The sequence below is a fragment of the Pseudomonas asplenii genome (assembly GCF_900105475.1).
In the GTDB taxonomy this organism is placed as follows: Bacteria; Pseudomonadota; Gammaproteobacteria; order Pseudomonadales; family Pseudomonadaceae; genus Aquipseudomonas; species Aquipseudomonas asplenii.
In genome coordinates this window covers 6,264,303-6,279,428 of record NZ_LT629777.1, presented here as the reverse complement: position 1 = coordinate 6,279,428, position 15,126 = coordinate 6,264,303, and the positions used below count along the sequence as shown (strand labels likewise).

Annotated in this window: 16 protein-coding genes; 8 read left to right on the top strand and 8 right to left on the bottom strand. The window is 62.2% G+C overall.

The genetic code is table 11. The features are described from left to right. Nucleotides 1–397: 397 nt before the first annotated feature. Nucleotides 398–1,426, top strand: coding sequence for an Ldh family oxidoreductase (locus tag BLU37_RS27670; RefSeq protein ID WP_090210627.1), 1,029 nt, complete (start codon nucleotides 398–400; stop codon nucleotides 1,424–1,426). A gap of 30 nt (nucleotides 1,427–1,456) precedes the next feature. Here the strand turns inward: BLU37_RS27670 and BLU37_RS27665 are convergent, their stop codons facing one another. Beyond that, on the bottom strand, nucleotides 1,457–1,777 hold the full coding sequence (locus BLU37_RS27665) for a DUF883 family protein (protein ID WP_029534056.1): 321 nt from the start codon (nucleotides 1,775–1,777) through the stop codon (nucleotides 1,457–1,459). Between the two features lie 167 nt (nucleotides 1,778–1,944). Between BLU37_RS27665 and BLU37_RS27660 the strand changes: the two genes are divergently transcribed. Next, a complete protein-coding gene (locus tag BLU37_RS27660; RefSeq protein WP_010447072.1) occupies nucleotides 1,945–2,199 on the top strand; it encodes a hypothetical protein in 255 nt (84 codons plus the stop codon). A 9-nt stretch (nucleotides 2,200–2,208) separates the two neighbouring features. On the opposite strand, the gene BLU37_RS27655 is transcribed toward BLU37_RS27660, so the two are convergent. Beyond that, nucleotides 2,209–2,691: a GreA/GreB family elongation factor gene (locus BLU37_RS27655; protein WP_090211021.1), complete on the bottom strand. Its 483-nt coding sequence runs from the start codon at nucleotides 2,689–2,691 to the stop codon at nucleotides 2,209–2,211. A 14-nt stretch (nucleotides 2,692–2,705) separates the two neighbouring features. Continuing rightward, nucleotides 2,706–3,131 (bottom strand): hypothetical protein, encoded by a 426-nt coding sequence (locus tag BLU37_RS27650; RefSeq protein WP_090210625.1) that lies wholly within the window; start codon nucleotides 3,129–3,131, stop codon nucleotides 2,706–2,708. A gap of 125 nt (nucleotides 3,132–3,256) precedes the next feature. On the opposite strand from BLU37_RS27650, the gene earP reads away from it, so the two are divergent. After that, on the top strand, nucleotides 3,257–4,390 hold the full coding sequence (gene earP, locus BLU37_RS27645) for an elongation factor P maturation arginine rhamnosyltransferase EarP (RefSeq protein ID WP_090210622.1): 1,134 nt from the start codon (nucleotides 3,257–3,259) through the stop codon (nucleotides 4,388–4,390). A 48-nt stretch (nucleotides 4,391–4,438) separates the two neighbouring features. Continuing rightward, the gene (gene efp, locus BLU37_RS27640) at nucleotides 4,439–5,008 is read left to right on the top strand and encodes an elongation factor P (protein WP_010447065.1); all 570 of its coding nucleotides are present in this window, start codon (nucleotides 4,439–4,441) and stop codon (nucleotides 5,006–5,008) included. A gap of 215 nt (nucleotides 5,009–5,223) precedes the next feature. Here the strand turns inward: efp and BLU37_RS27635 are convergent, their stop codons facing one another. From BLU37_RS27635 to BLU37_RS27620, 4 genes are all read right to left on the bottom strand, one after another. Then, nucleotides 5,224–6,243 (bottom strand): alpha/beta hydrolase, encoded by a 1,020-nt coding sequence (locus BLU37_RS27635; RefSeq protein WP_090210620.1) that lies wholly within the window; start codon nucleotides 6,241–6,243, stop codon nucleotides 5,224–5,226. A 27-nt stretch (nucleotides 6,244–6,270) separates the two neighbouring features. Beyond that, entirely contained in the window at nucleotides 6,271–6,690 is a 420-nt protein-coding gene (locus BLU37_RS27630; protein WP_029534105.1) for an organic hydroperoxide resistance protein, read from the bottom strand. Nucleotides 6,691–6,993: 303 nt separating this feature from the next. Then, entirely contained in the window at nucleotides 6,994–7,446 is a 453-nt protein-coding gene (locus BLU37_RS27625; protein ID WP_010447060.1) for a MarR family winged helix-turn-helix transcriptional regulator, read from the bottom strand. A gap of 92 nt (nucleotides 7,447–7,538) precedes the next feature. Further along, nucleotides 7,539–8,495, bottom strand: coding sequence for a LysR family transcriptional regulator (locus tag BLU37_RS27620; protein ID WP_010447059.1), 957 nt, complete (start codon nucleotides 8,493–8,495; stop codon nucleotides 7,539–7,541). Nucleotides 8,496–8,597: 102 nt separating this feature from the next. On the opposite strand from BLU37_RS27620, the gene BLU37_RS27615 reads away from it, so the two are divergent. Together BLU37_RS27615 and BLU37_RS27610 are read left to right on the top strand one after the other, a co-directional pair. Further along, nucleotides 8,598–9,347 (top strand): sulfite exporter TauE/SafE family protein, encoded by a 750-nt coding sequence (locus BLU37_RS27615; RefSeq protein WP_010447058.1) that lies wholly within the window; start codon nucleotides 8,598–8,600, stop codon nucleotides 9,345–9,347. A 113-nt stretch (nucleotides 9,348–9,460) separates the two neighbouring features. Further along, on the top strand, nucleotides 9,461–10,672 hold the full coding sequence (locus tag BLU37_RS27610) for a winged helix-turn-helix domain-containing protein (protein WP_090210618.1): 1,212 nt from the start codon (nucleotides 9,461–9,463) through the stop codon (nucleotides 10,670–10,672). Between the two features lie 78 nt (nucleotides 10,673–10,750). On the opposite strand, the gene BLU37_RS27605 is transcribed toward BLU37_RS27610, so the two are convergent. Next, on the bottom strand, nucleotides 10,751–12,097 hold the full coding sequence (locus BLU37_RS27605) for a class II 3-deoxy-7-phosphoheptulonate synthase (RefSeq protein WP_010447054.1): 1,347 nt from the start codon (nucleotides 12,095–12,097) through the stop codon (nucleotides 10,751–10,753). A gap of 154 nt (nucleotides 12,098–12,251) precedes the next feature. On the opposite strand from BLU37_RS27605, the gene BLU37_RS27600 reads away from it, so the two are divergent. Both BLU37_RS27600 and BLU37_RS27595 read left to right on the top strand, forming a co-directional pair. After that, entirely contained in the window at nucleotides 12,252–13,007 is a 756-nt protein-coding gene (locus BLU37_RS27600) for a spermidine synthase (RefSeq protein WP_010447053.1), read from the top strand. A gap of 354 nt (nucleotides 13,008–13,361) precedes the next feature. Beyond that, complete coding sequence (locus BLU37_RS27595; RefSeq protein ID WP_010447052.1) at nucleotides 13,362–15,035, top strand: DEAD/DEAH box helicase; 1,674 nt, start codon at nucleotides 13,362–13,364, stop codon at nucleotides 15,033–15,035. Nucleotides 15,036–15,126 lie beyond the last annotated feature (91 nt).

Here is a 15,126-nt window from a genome sequence, read left to right as displayed (position 1 = left end):
ATGGGTTGTTTGATAATTTGTATACAAGTTTACTGTCGAGCTAAGCCAGTTCTGTGCCAGTTTTTGATCTATAAAATACTCTGCTAATTTCGGTTTCTTCTATTTCTATAGATAACTTTATGAAATAAAAGAAATATAAGTTGACCAGTCGAACAGTAATTTTATTGAGCCATTTAGCGCTGATGGGTTTTAGCTCGCATCGCTCTGACAAGGGGCTGTCACTTTGTGGTGCGCGCAGAATTAGTGTGCACATCGATGTGGCACTTATGGTTACAGCTATGTGTACAGTTTTGTCTCAATTGACAGCCTCACGTTAGCCGTTCGATAGTGCCGATGCCTGCCCATGTACCGCGTTCTCTCGTTCTCCCCATAAAAACCATCGGAATCGGAGTCTTGGATGTCTGCACCTTGCGATACGGCTACTCAACACATTGCCTACGCTGATCTGGTTGTGCTGTTACAGCAGGTTTTCCAGCGCCACGGCACTTCGGCTCCGGTTGCGCAGGTGCTGGCCGAGAACTGTGCCGCTGCCGAGCGCGACGGTGCCCATAGCCACGGGGTGTTCCGCATCCCCGGTTATGTTTCGACACTGGCCAGCGGCTGGGTCGATGGCCACGCCGTGCCGGTGGTGGAGGACGTCGCTCCCGGGTTCGTGCGGGTCGATGCCGCCAATGGTTTCGCCCAACCGGCCTTGGCCGCAGCGCGCGAGCTATTGTTGGAAAAGGTCCGCAGCGCCGGGATTGCACTGCTGGCGATTCGTAACTCCCATCATTTCGCGGCGCTCTGGCCGGATGTCGAGCCGTTCGCCCACGAAGGCCTGGTGGCGCTGAGCGTGGTCAATTCGATGACCTGCGTGGTGCCCCATGGCGCCGAACGGCCGTTGTTCGGCACCAACCCGATTGCCTTCGCTGCGCCCCGGGCGGGCGCGGAACCGATCGTGTTCGACCTGGCTACCAGCGCTATCGCCCACGGCGACGTGCAGATCGCCGCACGCAAGGGCGAGCAGTTACCGGCAGGTATGGGGGTGGATCGTGAAGGGCGCCCGACCTGTGACCCCAAGGCGGTCCTGGACGGCGGCGCGCTGCTGCCGTTCGGTGGGCACAAGGGCTCGGCTCTGTCGATGATGGTCGAGCTGCTGGCGGCGGCGCTGACCGGGGGCAACTTCTCTTTCGAGTTCGACTGGTCGCAGCATCCCGGCGCGAAAACGCCATGGACCGGACAACTGATTATCCTCATCGACCCCGCACGGTCGGCCGGGCAGGACTTCGCCGAGCGCAGTCAGTTTCTGGTCAGCCAGATGCAGGGCGTGGGTTTGCAGCGCTTGCCGGGTGATCGGCGGCACCGCCAACGAGCCATTTCGCTGGCTCGTGGCATTGAATTGTCGATCGAGGAGTTGCAGCAGTTGCGCGAGCTGGCCGGTCAATAGGCCAGCTCGGCGGTGAGGCGGGGCAGTCGGTCAGGGGCGGCGGCCCAGCAGCAGGCCAACCACCAGGCCGAACCCGGCGGAGATCGCCACGGTCTGCCAGGGGTGCCCGCCGATGTAGGTCTCGGTGGCTTCGACCACCGGGCGGGTGCTTTCGCGCACGTGGGTGACCGAATCCAGCGCCTGCTTGAGTTTCTGGCTGACCTGGGCGCGCAGGCTCTCGCCTTCCTCGCCGACCAGCGAAGCGCTGTCCTTGAGCAGTTTTTCCGACTCCTGGATCAGCGATTGCAACTCGCTGAAGGCCTGGTCCTTGATCTGATCCTCGGCGGCTTGTACGGCGGATTTACGGGCCATGACAATATTCCTTTGCAAGTGAATGAGGTGCTTGAGAATGGGAGTCGAGCGGGACGGGGAAAGTTGCAAATTTTTCCCACGACGTTCGACTCGAGCGAAAAATCCCCGGTCAGATGTTGCTAGCGACAGTGTAAGATACGGCTCTATTTGCACCGCAGGATTTTCCAATGAGCTTCAATCTGGCTAACAAGTCCCTGGCCGAGCGGGCCGCCATCGAGGATGAGAAATCCCGTTTGTTCGAGCTCTGGCAGAGTAACCTGGGCAAGGCCAAGGGCGAGGCCGCGCGGCTGTTCGGCGAGCGCGCCAAGCGCAAGGGCAAGTGGGCGGAATGGGTGCGTGCCGAACTCGACACCCTGTCGCCGCCGGAGTACACCAGCATGGTGCGCAGTGAGGTCAACCGCCTGATGGCGGCCGCCAAGTAACGTGGTGGCTCAATTGACGCCGGTCACCCAGTAGCGCTGGCGCACGCCCGCCACGGCGATCTGCACCTCGTCGCCCTCGAGTTTGCCCAGCAGGGCTTGGCCCAGCGGCGAACGCGGGCTGATCACGGTGATCGAACCTGCCTGCCATTCCACCTTCAAACCGGCGGCATCCGGCGCCAGGAACAGTTGCTGTTCGCTGCCGTTCTCGGCTTCGAGGGTCAGCAGGGCGCCGAGCTGGATGCCGGCCGCTTCGTCATAGGGGCGCAACGGCAGTTCCCGGCAGGCTTTGAGCGCCTGGCGGATTTCCTCGGTACGCCGTGCCTGGCCGGTCGCCAGGTAGGAAGCTTCCAGCCCGAGTGTGTCGTATTTGTTCTCGGCGACATTCTCTTCATGCGTCGCCGCCTCGTAGGCGGTTTGCGCAGCCCGCTGCAGGACATCCAGATTGACCGCCAGGGTATCGATGATCCGCTGATGTAGCGCCTGCTTGTCCACGCTGGCCAGTCCGTTCAATTGCAGAACTGCAGGACGTTGGCCCGGCTCTTGTCGCTAGGGGCAGTCTGGTCCTGCTGCAGCCAGAACTGGCACTTGGGGTTGGACAGGTTGCGATAGCTGTTGCGGGCCTGTTCCAGGCGCTGCTGCTCTTCGTTCTTGCGCAGGTTGTCCTTGTACTGTTCGAACATCTGCGTCGAGTCGCTTGGGGCCTGTGCTGCGGCGGGGGCGGCAGGGATGGCGGCGGCTTTGGGTTGGCTCAACTGCCGGGCGGCATCGGCCAGCGGCGCCAGTGGCTGGGCCACGAACACCCGCGCCAACAGCCAGGCGGTGAGGGCTAGTGCAACGAAACCGAGCCAGATGCCCAGGGCGATGCAGCCGGTCAGTTGCAGTGGGTTGAGCGTGACATACAAGCGGCGCTGCGGTTGTGGGCGATAAGCCATGGCGGGCTCCTGGCGGTTGGGTCGGTGCAGGATGCAATTGTCCCATGAAGATTAATCGACGTGGGCTCTTCTGCGCAGGGGGATTTGCGCGGACAATCGACGCCTTTGCCAAACGGAGCCCGTGCATGCCGGCCAACTGGGATATTTTCTGCACCGTCGTCGACAACTATGGCGATATCGGCGTGACCTGGCGCCTGGCCCGACAACTGGTGGCGGAACACGGATTGGCGGTACGCCTGTGGGTCGACGATCTGCGCTCGTTCGAGCGTCTGTGCCCGGAACTCGATAGCGATTGCGCGCAGCAGATGCAGCAGGGTGTCGATGTGCGCCGCTGGTCGGGCGACTGGCAGCCGGTGGCGGCGGCCGATGTGGTGATCGCGGCGTTTGCCTGTCAGTTGCCCGCCGAATACCTGGAGGCGATGGCTGCGCGCCAGAACCGTCCCTTGTGGCTCAACCTGGATTACCTGAGTGCCGAGGACTGGATCGTCGGCTGCCACGGCCTGCCGTCGGTCAAGTACAAGCAGGTGCAGAAGTTCTTCTTTTTCCCCGGCTTCGTTCCGGGTACCGGGGGCCTGCTGCGCGAGGCCGGGTTGCTGGAGCAGCGTCGGGCGTTTCAGGCCGATCCGCAGGCACGCCGGGATTTCCTGCATGGGTTGGGCGTCGAGCCTACTCGCGATGAGCGGTTGATCTCACTGTTCGCCTACGAGAATCCGGCTGTGGCCGGTTGGCTTGATGCCTTGGCGGCCGATACTCGGCCGACCCGGCTGCTGGTGCCGGAAGGTCGGGTGCTGGCTGATGTTCGCGACTGGCTGGGGGTTTCGGCCCTCGACGTCGGCGATTGCCAGGTGCGTGATGCGCTGACAGTGCAGGTTCTGCCGTTTGTCTCCCAGCAGGACTACGACCGTCTGCTGTGGAGTTGCGACTTCAACGCCATACGCGGTGAAGACTCGTTCATTCGGGCGCAGTGGGCCGGCCGGCCGTTCCTCTGGCATATCTATCGGCAGGAGGAGGATGTCCACCTGGACAAGCTGGAGGCGTTTCTCGTGCTTTATACCCGTGGTCTGTCGGAATCTGCCCGGGAGGCGTTCAGCGGCTGGTGGCGGGCCTGGAACTGCGCGGGCGATATCGGACCGGTCTGGGCGGCGGTATTGCGTCACGAACAGGAGTTGAACACGCACGCCGAGCGCTGGTGCCGGGAGCAGGGCTCGCAGGTCGACTTGTCGACAGCGCTGGTACAGTTTCAGCAAAGTTCGATATGATATGCGGCCTAGATTTTTGTACATCTCATCCAAATTCGGATATTCGCAATGAAAACTGGTAAAGAACTGAAACCCGGTACCGTGCTGCGTATCGACAACGATCCTTGGCTGGTCCAGAAAACCGAGTTCACCAAGTCTGGTCGTAACAGCGCGATCATGAAGACCAAGCTGAAGAACCTGCTGACCGGTTACAAGACCGAAACCGTCTACGGTGCAGACGACAAGCTGGACGACGTGATCCTGGATCGCAAGGAAGCCACCCTGTCCTTCATCAGCGGTGACTCCTACACGTTCATGGATACCTCTGACTACACCATGTACGAACTGAACGCCGAGGACATCGAGTCCGTTCTGCCGTTCGTCGAAGAAGGCATGGAAGACGTCTGCGAAGCCGTTTTCTTCGAAGGCCGCCTGGTCTCCGTAGAGCTGCCGACCACCATCAGCCGTCAGGTTGTCTACACCGAGAACTCTGCTCGTGGCGACACTTCCGGCAAGGTCATGAAGCCTGCCAAACTGAAGAACGGTACTGAAGTTCAGGTTGCCGACTTCATCGAAATCGACGAGTGGATCGATATCGACACCCGTGACAGCTCCTTCAAGGGTCGCAGCAAGAAGTAATTGCGCGATGTCACATAAAAAAACCCGGACTTTTCCGGGTTTTTTTATGCCTTTTCGCAGGGCCTGGTTTGGGATCGCCAAAAGCTTCGCAGGCAAGCCTGGCTCCTGCAAGGGCGGTGTCGACGTCGAATTTCCACGACACCGCAGACCCTGCAGGAGTCAGGCTTGCCTGCGAATGGGCCCTCGAGATCACGAAGGCCTGCGCAGGGACGCGCTTACTTCAGGTGCTGCTTGAGCTCTTCGGACGCCTGCAACAGGGCCGAGCGGACTTCCGGCACCTGGCTGACCACGTTGAGCAGGCCGAAGTCGTGGATCATGCCGTTGTAGCGCACGCTGGTCACCGGCACGCCGGCTTCATCCAGCTTGCGACCATAGGCCTCACCTTCGTCGCGCAGCACATCGGCGCCGGCAGTCTGGATCAGCGCAGGCGGCAGACCCTTGAGCTGCGCGGTGGTGGCCCGCAGCGGCGAAGCGTAGATCTCGTTGCGCTGCGCGGCATCGGTGGTGTAGTTGTCCCAGAACCACTTCATCATGTTCTTGGTGAGGAAGTGTCCTTCGGCGTACTGGTTGTAGGACGCCGTGTCGAAATTGGCGTCGGTCACCGGCCACAACAGCAGTTGGAACTTGATGGCCGGGGTGCCCTTGTCCTTGGCCATCAGGCTGACCACGGCTGCCATGTTGCCGCCGACACTGTTGCCGGCCACCGCCAGGCGCTTGCCGTCGACGCCGATTTCCTTGCCGTGCTCGGCAACCCATTTCGTCGCCGCGTAAGCCTGGTTGATCGCCGTCGGGTAATGGGCTTCGGGGGACGGGGTGTAGTTGACGAACACCGCCGCCGCGCCGGAACCCGCCACCAGGTCGCGTACCAGTCGCTCGTGGGTCGGGAAGTCGCCCAGTACCCAGCCGCCGCCGTGGAAGAACATGAACACGGGCAAGGTGCCCTTGGCCCCGGCCGGCTTGACGATGGTCAGACTCAGTGGCTTGCCGTCGACCTGAATGGTCTTCTGGCTGATGTCGGTGCGTGGCAGGGTCAGTTTGACCCCCGACTGCGCCCCGGACAGTACGGCGCGGGCCTCGGTTGGCGTCATCTGTTCCATCGGTTTGCCGGTGCCGGCATTCAGCGCATCGAGAAATGCCTGGGTGTTGTGTTCGACACCGGTATTTTCGGCGGCGAATGCCCCCTGGATGGACAGGGCGAGCAGAGTACCGGTCAGGACCTTGCTGAAAGTGTTCATGTACGGCTCCTTGGTTGACGGCTCGGTTTAGACGGCTACGTGCAGACGGACGTCGACATTGCCACGGGTGGCGTTGGAGTACGGGCAGACCTGGTGGGCGGCATCGACCAGGCTCTGGGCGTCGGCCTGTTCCAGACCTGGCAGGCTGATGTGCAGGTCGATGTCCAGACCGAAACCGCCAGGGATCTGGCCAATGCCGACATGGGCAGTGATCGACGCGTCAGCGGGGATCTGGCGTTTGCTCTGGCTGGCGACGAACTTCAGTGCGCCGATGAAGCAGGCCGAGTAGCCGGCGGCGAACAGTTGCTCTGGGTTGGTGGCTTCGCCGCCAGCCCCGCCGAGTTCCTTCGGCGTAGCGAGTTTCACGTCGAGGATGTTGTCGCTGGAAATCGCGCGGCCATCACGGCCACCGGTGGCGGTTGCAACTGCGGTATAGAGAGCTTGCATGGTGGACCTCGTCATCTCAGGTTTGATTTGCGCTAAATGTTTGCGCACTAAGTAAGTACGATTTAAATGTATACCGCAAATATTTTGCGCGCAATATAAATATTCAAAAAAATTGCTCGCCGGCTTTTGAGGCTGCCCGGGAGCGGGTTGCTGCGGGTGGTATTGTCGCGGGGGCCAGGGCTCTCGGCTTGTGTGCTGGTGCTGTAATCGGCGGGGGCGGCAGGAGGGAATTGTGGTTGTGGCGATCTGACAAGGCCGCTCGCCACACCGAGAACATTGGCTCACGGGGGAGCCGGGTTGTCCTTAGAGACTGTCCTGCAGATGCCCGCGCAAGGCGAGCAGTTCGGCCTGCAGGGCCTTCAGGCGTTCCATGGACCCGCCACCGGCGGCCAGGATGCAGCGTGGAATACTCCGGGCCTGCTCGTGCAGGGCCCGTCCGGCCTCGGTCAGCTCGATGATGACCACGCGCTCGTCTTCCTTGCTGCGGGTTCGGCTCAGCAAGCCTTCGGCCTCGAGTCGCTTGAGCAGCGGGGTCAGTGAGCCGGGATCGGTCAGCAGTCGGCTACTGATCTCGCCGACGGTCAGGCGGTCCTGTTCCCACAAGACGATCATCGCCAGATATTGGGGGTAGGTCAGGTTCAGCGCCTGGAGCAGGGGTTTGTAGACCTTGGTCATCAACAACGAGGTGGAGTGCAGGGCAAAGCACACCTGGTTATCCAGGAGCAGGTCTTCGCAGTGGTCAGTGGTGCTGTTCATCGTCAAAGCCTTGTGTGTCACGTCTGTTGAATCTAGCGGGCGAATCTTTAATGCGCCAGGGAATTTTCCCGTGCCAGTCGCCGAAAAGACCACTAGTGGCGGCCCAGCCCGCTTTGCAGTGCCAGGTCCCAGGGTGGTACCGGGCTGAACCGGCTCTTGAGGAACTCCAGCAGCAGGCGGCTACGGGAGTTGGCCGGTTGTTCCAGGCGCAGGGCATACACGCCGGAGGTTTCCGGGGCTGGCAGGCCGTTGTCGCAGAACAATGGCAGCAGTTCACCGCGCAACAGGTATTCGCTGATCAGCCAGGTCGGCAGATGGGCGATGCCCAGCCCGGCCAAGGCGCCGGACAACAGGGCCTCGGCGTTGTTGGAGGTCATGCGGATGCGCGACGGGCGATGCAGCTGCACCTGTCCATCCTGCTGGAAGCGCCAGGCCATGGGCGGCGCCAGGGCATCCCAATCGAGACCGTCATGCCCGCTCAGTTCATCCGGGCGCAGGGGCGTGCCCCGGCTTTTGAGATAGCCCGGGCTGGCGCAGGCGATACGCACGATACTCGCCAGCGGCGTCGCCACCAGGCGTGTATCGACCATTTGCCCGGCGCGCAAGACCAGGTCGACCTTGCCCAGGTTGGAGCCCTGCATATCGACGAAGCTGTCGATCAGGTGCAGTTGCACGTCGAGTCCGGGGTAGTCGACCAGGAAGTCGGCAATGGCCGGGGCCAGATGGCGACGGCCGAACGCGGCGGGGGCATCGATGCGGATCAGCCCTTCCGGGGCGTTGCTCAGCGAGACCGCCTCGGCCCGGGCCAGGCGCAGTTCGGCAACGATCCGTCGGGCCCGTTCGGCGAAGGCCAACCCGGCAGGTGTGGCGCGCACCGCATGGGTACTGCGAATGAACAGGCGGGAGCCGACCGAGGCTTCCAGGCTGTCGATTCGCCGGGCTACCGCCGAAGGTGTCAGCGGGTGGCGTCGGGAGGCTGCGGAAAAGCTCCCGGTTTCCAGGACATCGAGAAACAGACCGAGTTGATCCGTGAGGCTGGTGGGATTCATGACATCTGCTTGTGCGAGATTGGCATAGCCATTGTGCGTTGTTGTGCGTTTCCCTGCCAGAGTCGACTGCGTAGCATGGGCCGCATTGAGCGGGAGGTCGTTGTGGTTGAATTGATTGAGTACCTGGTACTGGGTGTGACGATGGGCGCGGTGGGTGGCCTGTTCGGGATCGGTGGTGGTCTGATTGCGATTCCGGTGTTGGGCATTCTGTTCGGCCTGGACCAGCAGATGGCCCAGGGCACGGCGCTGGTGATGGTGGTACCGAACGTGGTGCTGGCGTTGTACCGCTATCATCAGCGTAATCGCATTCAGTTGAAACACGCATTGCCCCTGGTGGTGACGAGTTTCTGCTTCGCCTGGGTTGGCGCCCTGTGGGCGGTGGGGCTGGATCCGCGCAGCATGCGCCTGGGGTTTGTCGGCTTCCTGCTGGCCTTGGCGTTGTTCTACCTGGTGCGCTCGTTCATGGCTGCGTCCGCGGTGTCGGCGCAGATGCGTCATCCCTGGCCGTGGCTGGGTTTGCTGGGCGCCGGTTCCGGGGCCATGGGCGGGTTGTTCGGCGTGGGCGGGGCGGTGGTGGCCACGCCCTTTCTGACCATCGTCTTCGGTACTTCCCAGGTCGTGGCCCAGGGCCTGTCGCTGGCCTTGGCGTTGCCCAGCACCAGCGTCACTCTGTTGACCTATGCGCTGCACAACGAGGTGGACTGGAACATGGGAATTCCCATGGCCATCGGTGGCCTGCTGAGTATCAGCTGGGGCGTGAAAATGGCCTACGCCTTGCCGGAGAAGGTCTTGCGCGCGCTGTTCTGTATCTACCTGGTGATCGGCGCGCTGTTGCTCAGTTTCAAGGTTTGAAGCCCTCGACGATGTGCTCGGCCAGGCGCTCGACCCTGCCAGTCCAACACGCGTCGGGTACTACACAAACAGGTATCGGCTGGAGTAGTTTGCGGGATCATCAGGAGGCGTGCATGCCCGCAGATCTGTCGTTCTCGTTGAAGCAAGCCCGCCGCCTGGCGTTGGCGGCCCAGGGATTCCAGGGCCGTCGAAGCCCGGTGGTGGTCCAGCCGTTGCACGTCAATCGCCTGATCGAACGCCTGGGCGTGGTGCAGATCGATTCGGTCAATGCGCTGGTACGCTCGCATTACCTGCCGCTGTTTTCCCGGCTGGGCAACTATGCCGCCGATCTGCTCGACCAGGCCGCCTGGAGCCAGGGGCGGCGACGCACCTTGTTCGAATATTGGGGGCACGAGGCTTCGTTGCTGCCGATGTCATTGTATCCGCTGATGCGCTGGCGCATGGCGCGGGCGGCGCGGGGCGAAGGCATCTATCAACAGATGGCGCGTTTTGGTCGTGAGCAGCAGGCGACCATTCGCCGGGTGCTGGCGCTGGTCGAAGAGCGTGGCGCACTGGGTGCCGGCAGTCTGTCGAGTCGCGAGGAAAAAGCCGGTCCCTGGTGGGACTGGAGCGCCGAGAAGCATGCATTGGAATGGTTGTTCGCGGCTGGCGAGGTCACCGTGGCCGGGCGTCGCGGCTTCGAGCGGCTCTACGATCTGCCGGAACGGGTGATTCCCGGGGCGGTGCTCGGGCAACCGCCAATCGACGAGGCTGAGGCTCAGCGCGGGTTGTTGCGTCAGGCGGCATTGGCCCTCGGGGTGGCGACCGAGAAGGATTTGCGCGACTACTACCGGCTCGACCCGGCCGACAGTCGGGCGCGCCTGGCGGAACTGGTCGAGGCGGGGGAGATAGAGGTTTGTCAGGTGCAGGGTTGGCGCCAGTCGGCGTACTGCCCGATGGGGATCAAGGTACCGCGCAAGGTCGAGGCCAGTGCCTTGCTGTCGCCGTTCGACTCGCTGATCTGGGAGCGCAGCCGTACCGAGCGCCTGTTCGATTTCCGCTATCGACTGGAGATCTACACACCGCAGCACAAGCGGGTGTATGGCTATTACGTGTTGCCCTTCCTGCACGGCGAACGCATTGCCGCGCGGGTCGACCTGCGTGCCGAACGGGCGCAGGGGCGGTTGGCGGTGCATGCGGTGCACGAGGAAGAACAGGGGTTGGATGAGGCGGGAATGTTGGCCTTGGCCACCCATCTGCGGCAACTGGCGGACTGGTTGGGGTTGGCGGATATCCAGCTCAATTGCCCGCGGGAGAGTGCGCAGCGGTTGCGCGCGGTGCTCTGACGGGTGGGTGTCTGTTCTGGCGCATTCGCGGGCTTGCCCGCGAATGCGCCCTGACAGACTGCAAAAAAAACTACTGGCTCAACGCCGCACCTGCTTCAGCGTCTCGGCAATCAGGAACGCCAATTCCAGCGACTGATCGGCATTCATTCGCGGGTCGCAATGGGTGTGGTAGCGGTCCGACAAGCCATCCTCGGTAATCGGCCGTGCACCACCGATGCACTCGGTGACGTTCTGTCCGGTCATCTCGATGTGAATCCCGCCGGCATAGCTGCCTTCGGCCTGATGCACCTGGAAGAACTGCTTCACTTCGCTGAGGATCTGCGCAAAGTCGCGGGTCTTGTAGCCGCTGCTGGCCTTGATGGTGTTGCCGTGCATCGGGTCGGAACTCCACAGCACCCGCTTGCCCTCGCTTTCCACCGCACGAATCAGTGCTGGCAGGTGTTCGCCGACCTTGTTCGCGCCCATGCGTACGATGAGGTTCAGGCGGCCTGGGTCGTTGTCCGGGTTGAGGATGTCGATCAACCGGAGCAGCTCGTCGGTGTTCATGCTCGGGCCGACCTTGACCCCGATCGGGTTGTTCACCCCGCGCAGGAATTCGACGTGGGCACCGTCCAACTGGCGGGTGCGGTCGCCGATCCAGAGCATGTGCGCCGAGCAGTCGTAATAATCGTTGGTCAGGCTGTCGCGGCGGACGAAGGCTTCCTCGTAGTTCAACAGCAGGGCTTCGTGGGCGGTGAAGAAGCTGGTCTCACGCAGTTGCGGCGCACTGTCGAGACCGCAGGCGCGCATGAACGCCAGGGTTTCGTCGATGCGGTCGGCCAACTGGCTGTACTTCTCGGCCAGGGCCGAATTGGCGATGAAATCCAGGTTCCATTTGTGCACCTGGTGCAGGTCGGCGAAGCCGCCCTGGGCAAAGGCTCGCAGCAGGTTGAGAGTGGCTGTCGACTGGTGGTAGGACTGCAGCAGGCGCTCAGGGTCGGGGGCGCGACTCTTTTCGTCGAAGCCGATGCCGTTGACGATATCGCCACGGTAGGCCGGCAGGCTGATGCCGCCGATGGTTTCGTCGTTGGCCGAGCGCGGTTTGGCGAACTGGCCGGCCATGCGGCCGACCTTCACCACCGGGCAGCCGGCGGCGAAGGTCATCACCACGGCCATCTGCAGCAGCACCTTGAAGGTGTCGCGGATCTTCGCCGCCGAGAACTCCGCGAAGCTTTCCGCACAGTCGCCGCCCTGGAGCAGAAAGGCACGGCCCTGGGTCACCTCGGCGAACTGGCGACGCAGTTCCCGGGCTTCGCCGGCGAACACCAGCGGCGGATAACTGGCCAGACTCTGCTCGACGCGCAGCAGGTGAGCGGCGTCCGGGTACTGCGGTTGTTGCTGGATCGGCAGGGGGCGCCAGCTATCGGGGCTCCAGGGTTGGCTCATCATGCACTCGAGTTATTGACGGTCGGAGGCCCATGTTAGCAGCAATTAGTACGTGACCTGCTGCTGTGGCTTGGCCGACAATCGCGCTTTCCCGCTCGTTGCCGAGCGGCTGATTCATCGCGACGGCACCGACCGCTCGTGGCAAGGAGATGAAATGACTGAGGAGCGCGTCGAGCGTCTGCTGGCTGAGGTCCACGATGACTTCGGCATGATTCGCGTGCTGGAAGTGGATGATTACCGCTTCCTCGAATTTGGCGATGCGATCGAACAAAGCTGCGTGTTTACCGCCGATCCGAGTTGGCTGGAGTATGACTACACCCGCGCGATGCTGATCGGCGCCCTGTGTCACGAACAGCCGGAAAGTGCGCTGTTTCTCGGGCTGGGTGCCGGGACGTTGACCCAGGCGTGCCTGAAGTTCCTGCCGCTGGAGGATGTCGAGGCCATCGAGCTGCGTCCCGAGGTACCGCGGCTGGCCATCGAGTTCCTGGGCCTGGACGACGACCCGCGCTTGTACATTCGTGTCGGCGATGCTCTGGACCTGTTGGGCACGGCGGAACCGGCGGATCTGATCTTCGTCGACCTGTACACCGATGTGGGCCCTGGCGCGGGGCACCTGGCCTGGGTCTTCCTGGAGAATTGCCAGAAGAAACTCAATCCGGGCGGCTGGCTGGTGATCAACCAGTGGGCCACCGATGATGGCAAACCCCTCGGTGCAGCGCTGTTGCGAGGTCTGTACCATCGACATTACTGGGAACTGCCGGTGAAGGAGGGCAATGTCATTCTGATCATCCCGGCCGACCTGGACCAGACGTTGGACATGCAGGCCTTGCTCGACCGGGCCGAGGCCCTGGCGCCACGCCTGGGTTACTCGCTGCGGCCGTTGATCAAGGATATCCGTGCGGCGAGCTGATCAGTGAATCGTTTAAGCTTCCAGATCAGCGGATAATCACCACCCGTCGGCCGGTTATCCGCAAAGCCCGATACAGACGGGTTTGAGCTGGCGGGTTGCGATAAAAAAATCTCCCTTTTTTCGCCAATTCCGGTATAGTGCGCGCCGGCCTTTAGACGGGCCGCGTTTAGGTATGCAATTTCCCGAAGTCAACTTCGGGTGCTGTCCGCCCTGCGGATTACCCTCGACGATCCTTTCATTCAATCGTTTTCGCAAATCCCCGCCGACAAAGCTGCCAGGGTGACTCTCAGGGTCTTACACGGCATGTGCAGCTTTGGAGCATGGGTCTTTGCGGATGCACTTAGAGGCAGACCCATGACCCAGGAAATCGGCGGCTTCGCCGCTCTTGAACTTCATCCCAGTATTGTCGCTGCAGTAGTCGCCACCGGCTACGAAGAGCCTTCGGCCATTCAGCAGCAGTCGATCCCGATCATCCTTGCCGGTCACGACATGATTGGTCAGGCACAAACCGGTACCGGTAAAACGGCCGCGTTCGCCCTGCCTATCCTGCACCGCATCGATCCGTCCAAGCGCGAGCCGCAAGCTCTGATCCTGGCCCCAACCCGTGAGTTGGCGCTACAAGTTGCAACCGCTTTCGAAACCTACGCCAAGCAGATGCCGGGCGTGACGGTCGTGGCTGTCTACGGCGGCGCGCCGATGGGCCCACAATTGAAAGCAATCCGAAATGGCGCACAGATCGTTGTCGCCACCCCGGGCCGTCTGTGCGACCACCTGCGTCGCGACGAAAAAGTCCTGACGACCGTGAACCACCTGGTTCTCGACGAAGCGGACGAAATGCTCAAGCTCGGCTTCATGGATGACCTGGAAGTCATCTTCAAGGCCATGCCGGAAAGCCGCCAGACCGTACTGTTCTCGGCGACCCTGCCAGCTTCGATCCGTGCCATCGCCGAACGCCATCTGCGCGATCCGAAGCACGTTAAGATCCAGAGCAAGACCCAGACCGTCACCGCGATCGAGCAGGCTCACCTGCTGGTTCACGCCGACCAGAAGACCTCGGCCGTGCTGAGCCTGCTGGAAGTCGAGGACTTCGACGCGCTGATCATGTTCGTACGTACCAAGCAGGCCACCCTGGACCTGGCCAGCGCGCTTGAAGCCAAGGGCTACAAGGCTGCCGCCCTGAACGGTGACATCGCCCAGAACCAGCGTGAGCGCGTGATCGACTCGCTCAAGGATGGTCGCCTGGACATCGTGGTTGCTACCGACGTGGCAGCCCGTGGCCTGGACGTTCCGCGTATCACCCACGTGTTCAACGTCGACATGCCGTACGATCCCGAGTCCTATGTTCACCGTATCGGCCGTACCGGCCGTGCCGGTCGCGAAGGTCGTGCGCTGCTGCTGGTGACGCCGCGTGAGCGTCGTATGCTGCAGGTGATCGAGCGTGTGACCGGTCAGAAGGTGGCTGAAGTGCGTCTGCCGGATGCCCAGGCCGTTCTCGATGCGCGCATCAAGAAGCTGACCAACAGCCTGTCGCCACTGGTTGCTGACGCCGAAGCGACTCACGGTGATCTGCTCGATCGCCTGACCGCCGATATCGGTTGCAGCCCGCGTGCTCTGGCCGCTGCGCTGCTGCGCAAGGCTACCAATGGTCAGGCGCTGAACCTGGCGGCGATCGAGAAAGAGCGTCCGTTGGTGCCTAACAACATGCCGCGTGGCGATCGTCCGGAGCGTTCCGGTGAGCGTTCCGAGCGGGGTGAGCGTGAGCGTCGTGCACCAATGCCACTGGGCGAAGGCCGTGCCCGTTGCCGTACCGCCCTGGGCGCGCGTGACGGTATCGCGGCAAAGAACCTGCTGGGCGCCATCCTCAACGAAGGTGGTCTGGCACGTGAAGCCATCGGTCGCATCCAGGTGCGTGACAGCTTCAGCCTGGTGGAACTGCCGGAAGACGGTCTGGATCGCTTGCTGACCAAGCTGAAAGACACCCGCGTTGCCGGCAAGCAGCTCAAGCTGCGTCGCTACCGCGAAGATTGATCAGCCCCTGGCTTGATTGATCGATAAAAAAATCCCCGACTGGTTCGGGGATTTTTTTTGCCTGTCGCCAGGCGTTGGAGGTGGGTGCCTG

Bases quoted from the DNA above. Each gene is read 5' to 3' on its own strand.
- BLU37_RS27670 (WP_090210627.1), top strand. From the start codon at position 398: ATGTCTGCACCTTGCGATACGGCTACTCAACACATTGCCTACGCTGAT.
- BLU37_RS27665 (WP_029534056.1), bottom strand. From the start codon at position 1,777: ATGGCCCGTAAATCCGCCGTACAAGCCGCCGAGGATCAGATCAAGGAC.
- BLU37_RS27660 (WP_010447072.1), top strand. From the start codon at position 1,945: ATGAGCTTCAATCTGGCTAACAAGTCCCTGGCCGAGCGGGCCGCCATC.
- BLU37_RS27650 (WP_090210625.1), bottom strand. From the start codon at position 3,131: ATGGCTTATCGCCCACAACCGCAGCGCCGCTTGTATGTCACGCTCAAC.
- earP (WP_090210622.1), top strand. From the start codon at position 3,257: ATGCCGGCCAACTGGGATATTTTCTGCACCGTCGTCGACAACTATGGC.
- efp (WP_010447065.1), top strand. From the start codon at position 4,439: ATGAAAACTGGTAAAGAACTGAAACCCGGTACCGTGCTGCGTATCGAC.
- BLU37_RS27635 (WP_090210620.1), bottom strand. From the start codon at position 6,243: ATGAACACTTTCAGCAAGGTCCTGACCGGTACTCTGCTCGCCCTGTCC.
- BLU37_RS27630 (WP_029534105.1), bottom strand. From the start codon at position 6,690: ATGCAAGCTCTCTATACCGCAGTTGCAACCGCCACCGGTGGCCGTGAT.
- BLU37_RS27625 (WP_010447060.1), bottom strand. From the start codon at position 7,446: ATGAACAGCACCACTGACCACTGCGAAGACCTGCTCCTGGATAACCAG.
- BLU37_RS27620 (WP_010447059.1), bottom strand. From the start codon at position 8,495: ATGAATCCCACCAGCCTCACGGATCAACTCGGTCTGTTTCTCGATGTC.
- BLU37_RS27610 (WP_090210618.1), top strand. From the start codon at position 9,461: ATGCCCGCAGATCTGTCGTTCTCGTTGAAGCAAGCCCGCCGCCTGGCG.
- BLU37_RS27605 (WP_010447054.1), bottom strand. From the start codon at position 12,097: ATGAGCCAACCCTGGAGCCCCGATAGCTGGCGCCCCCTGCCGATCCAG.
- BLU37_RS27600 (WP_010447053.1), top strand. From the start codon at position 12,252: ATGACTGAGGAGCGCGTCGAGCGTCTGCTGGCTGAGGTCCACGATGAC.
- BLU37_RS27595 (WP_010447052.1), top strand. From the start codon at position 13,362: ATGACCCAGGAAATCGGCGGCTTCGCCGCTCTTGAACTTCATCCCAGT.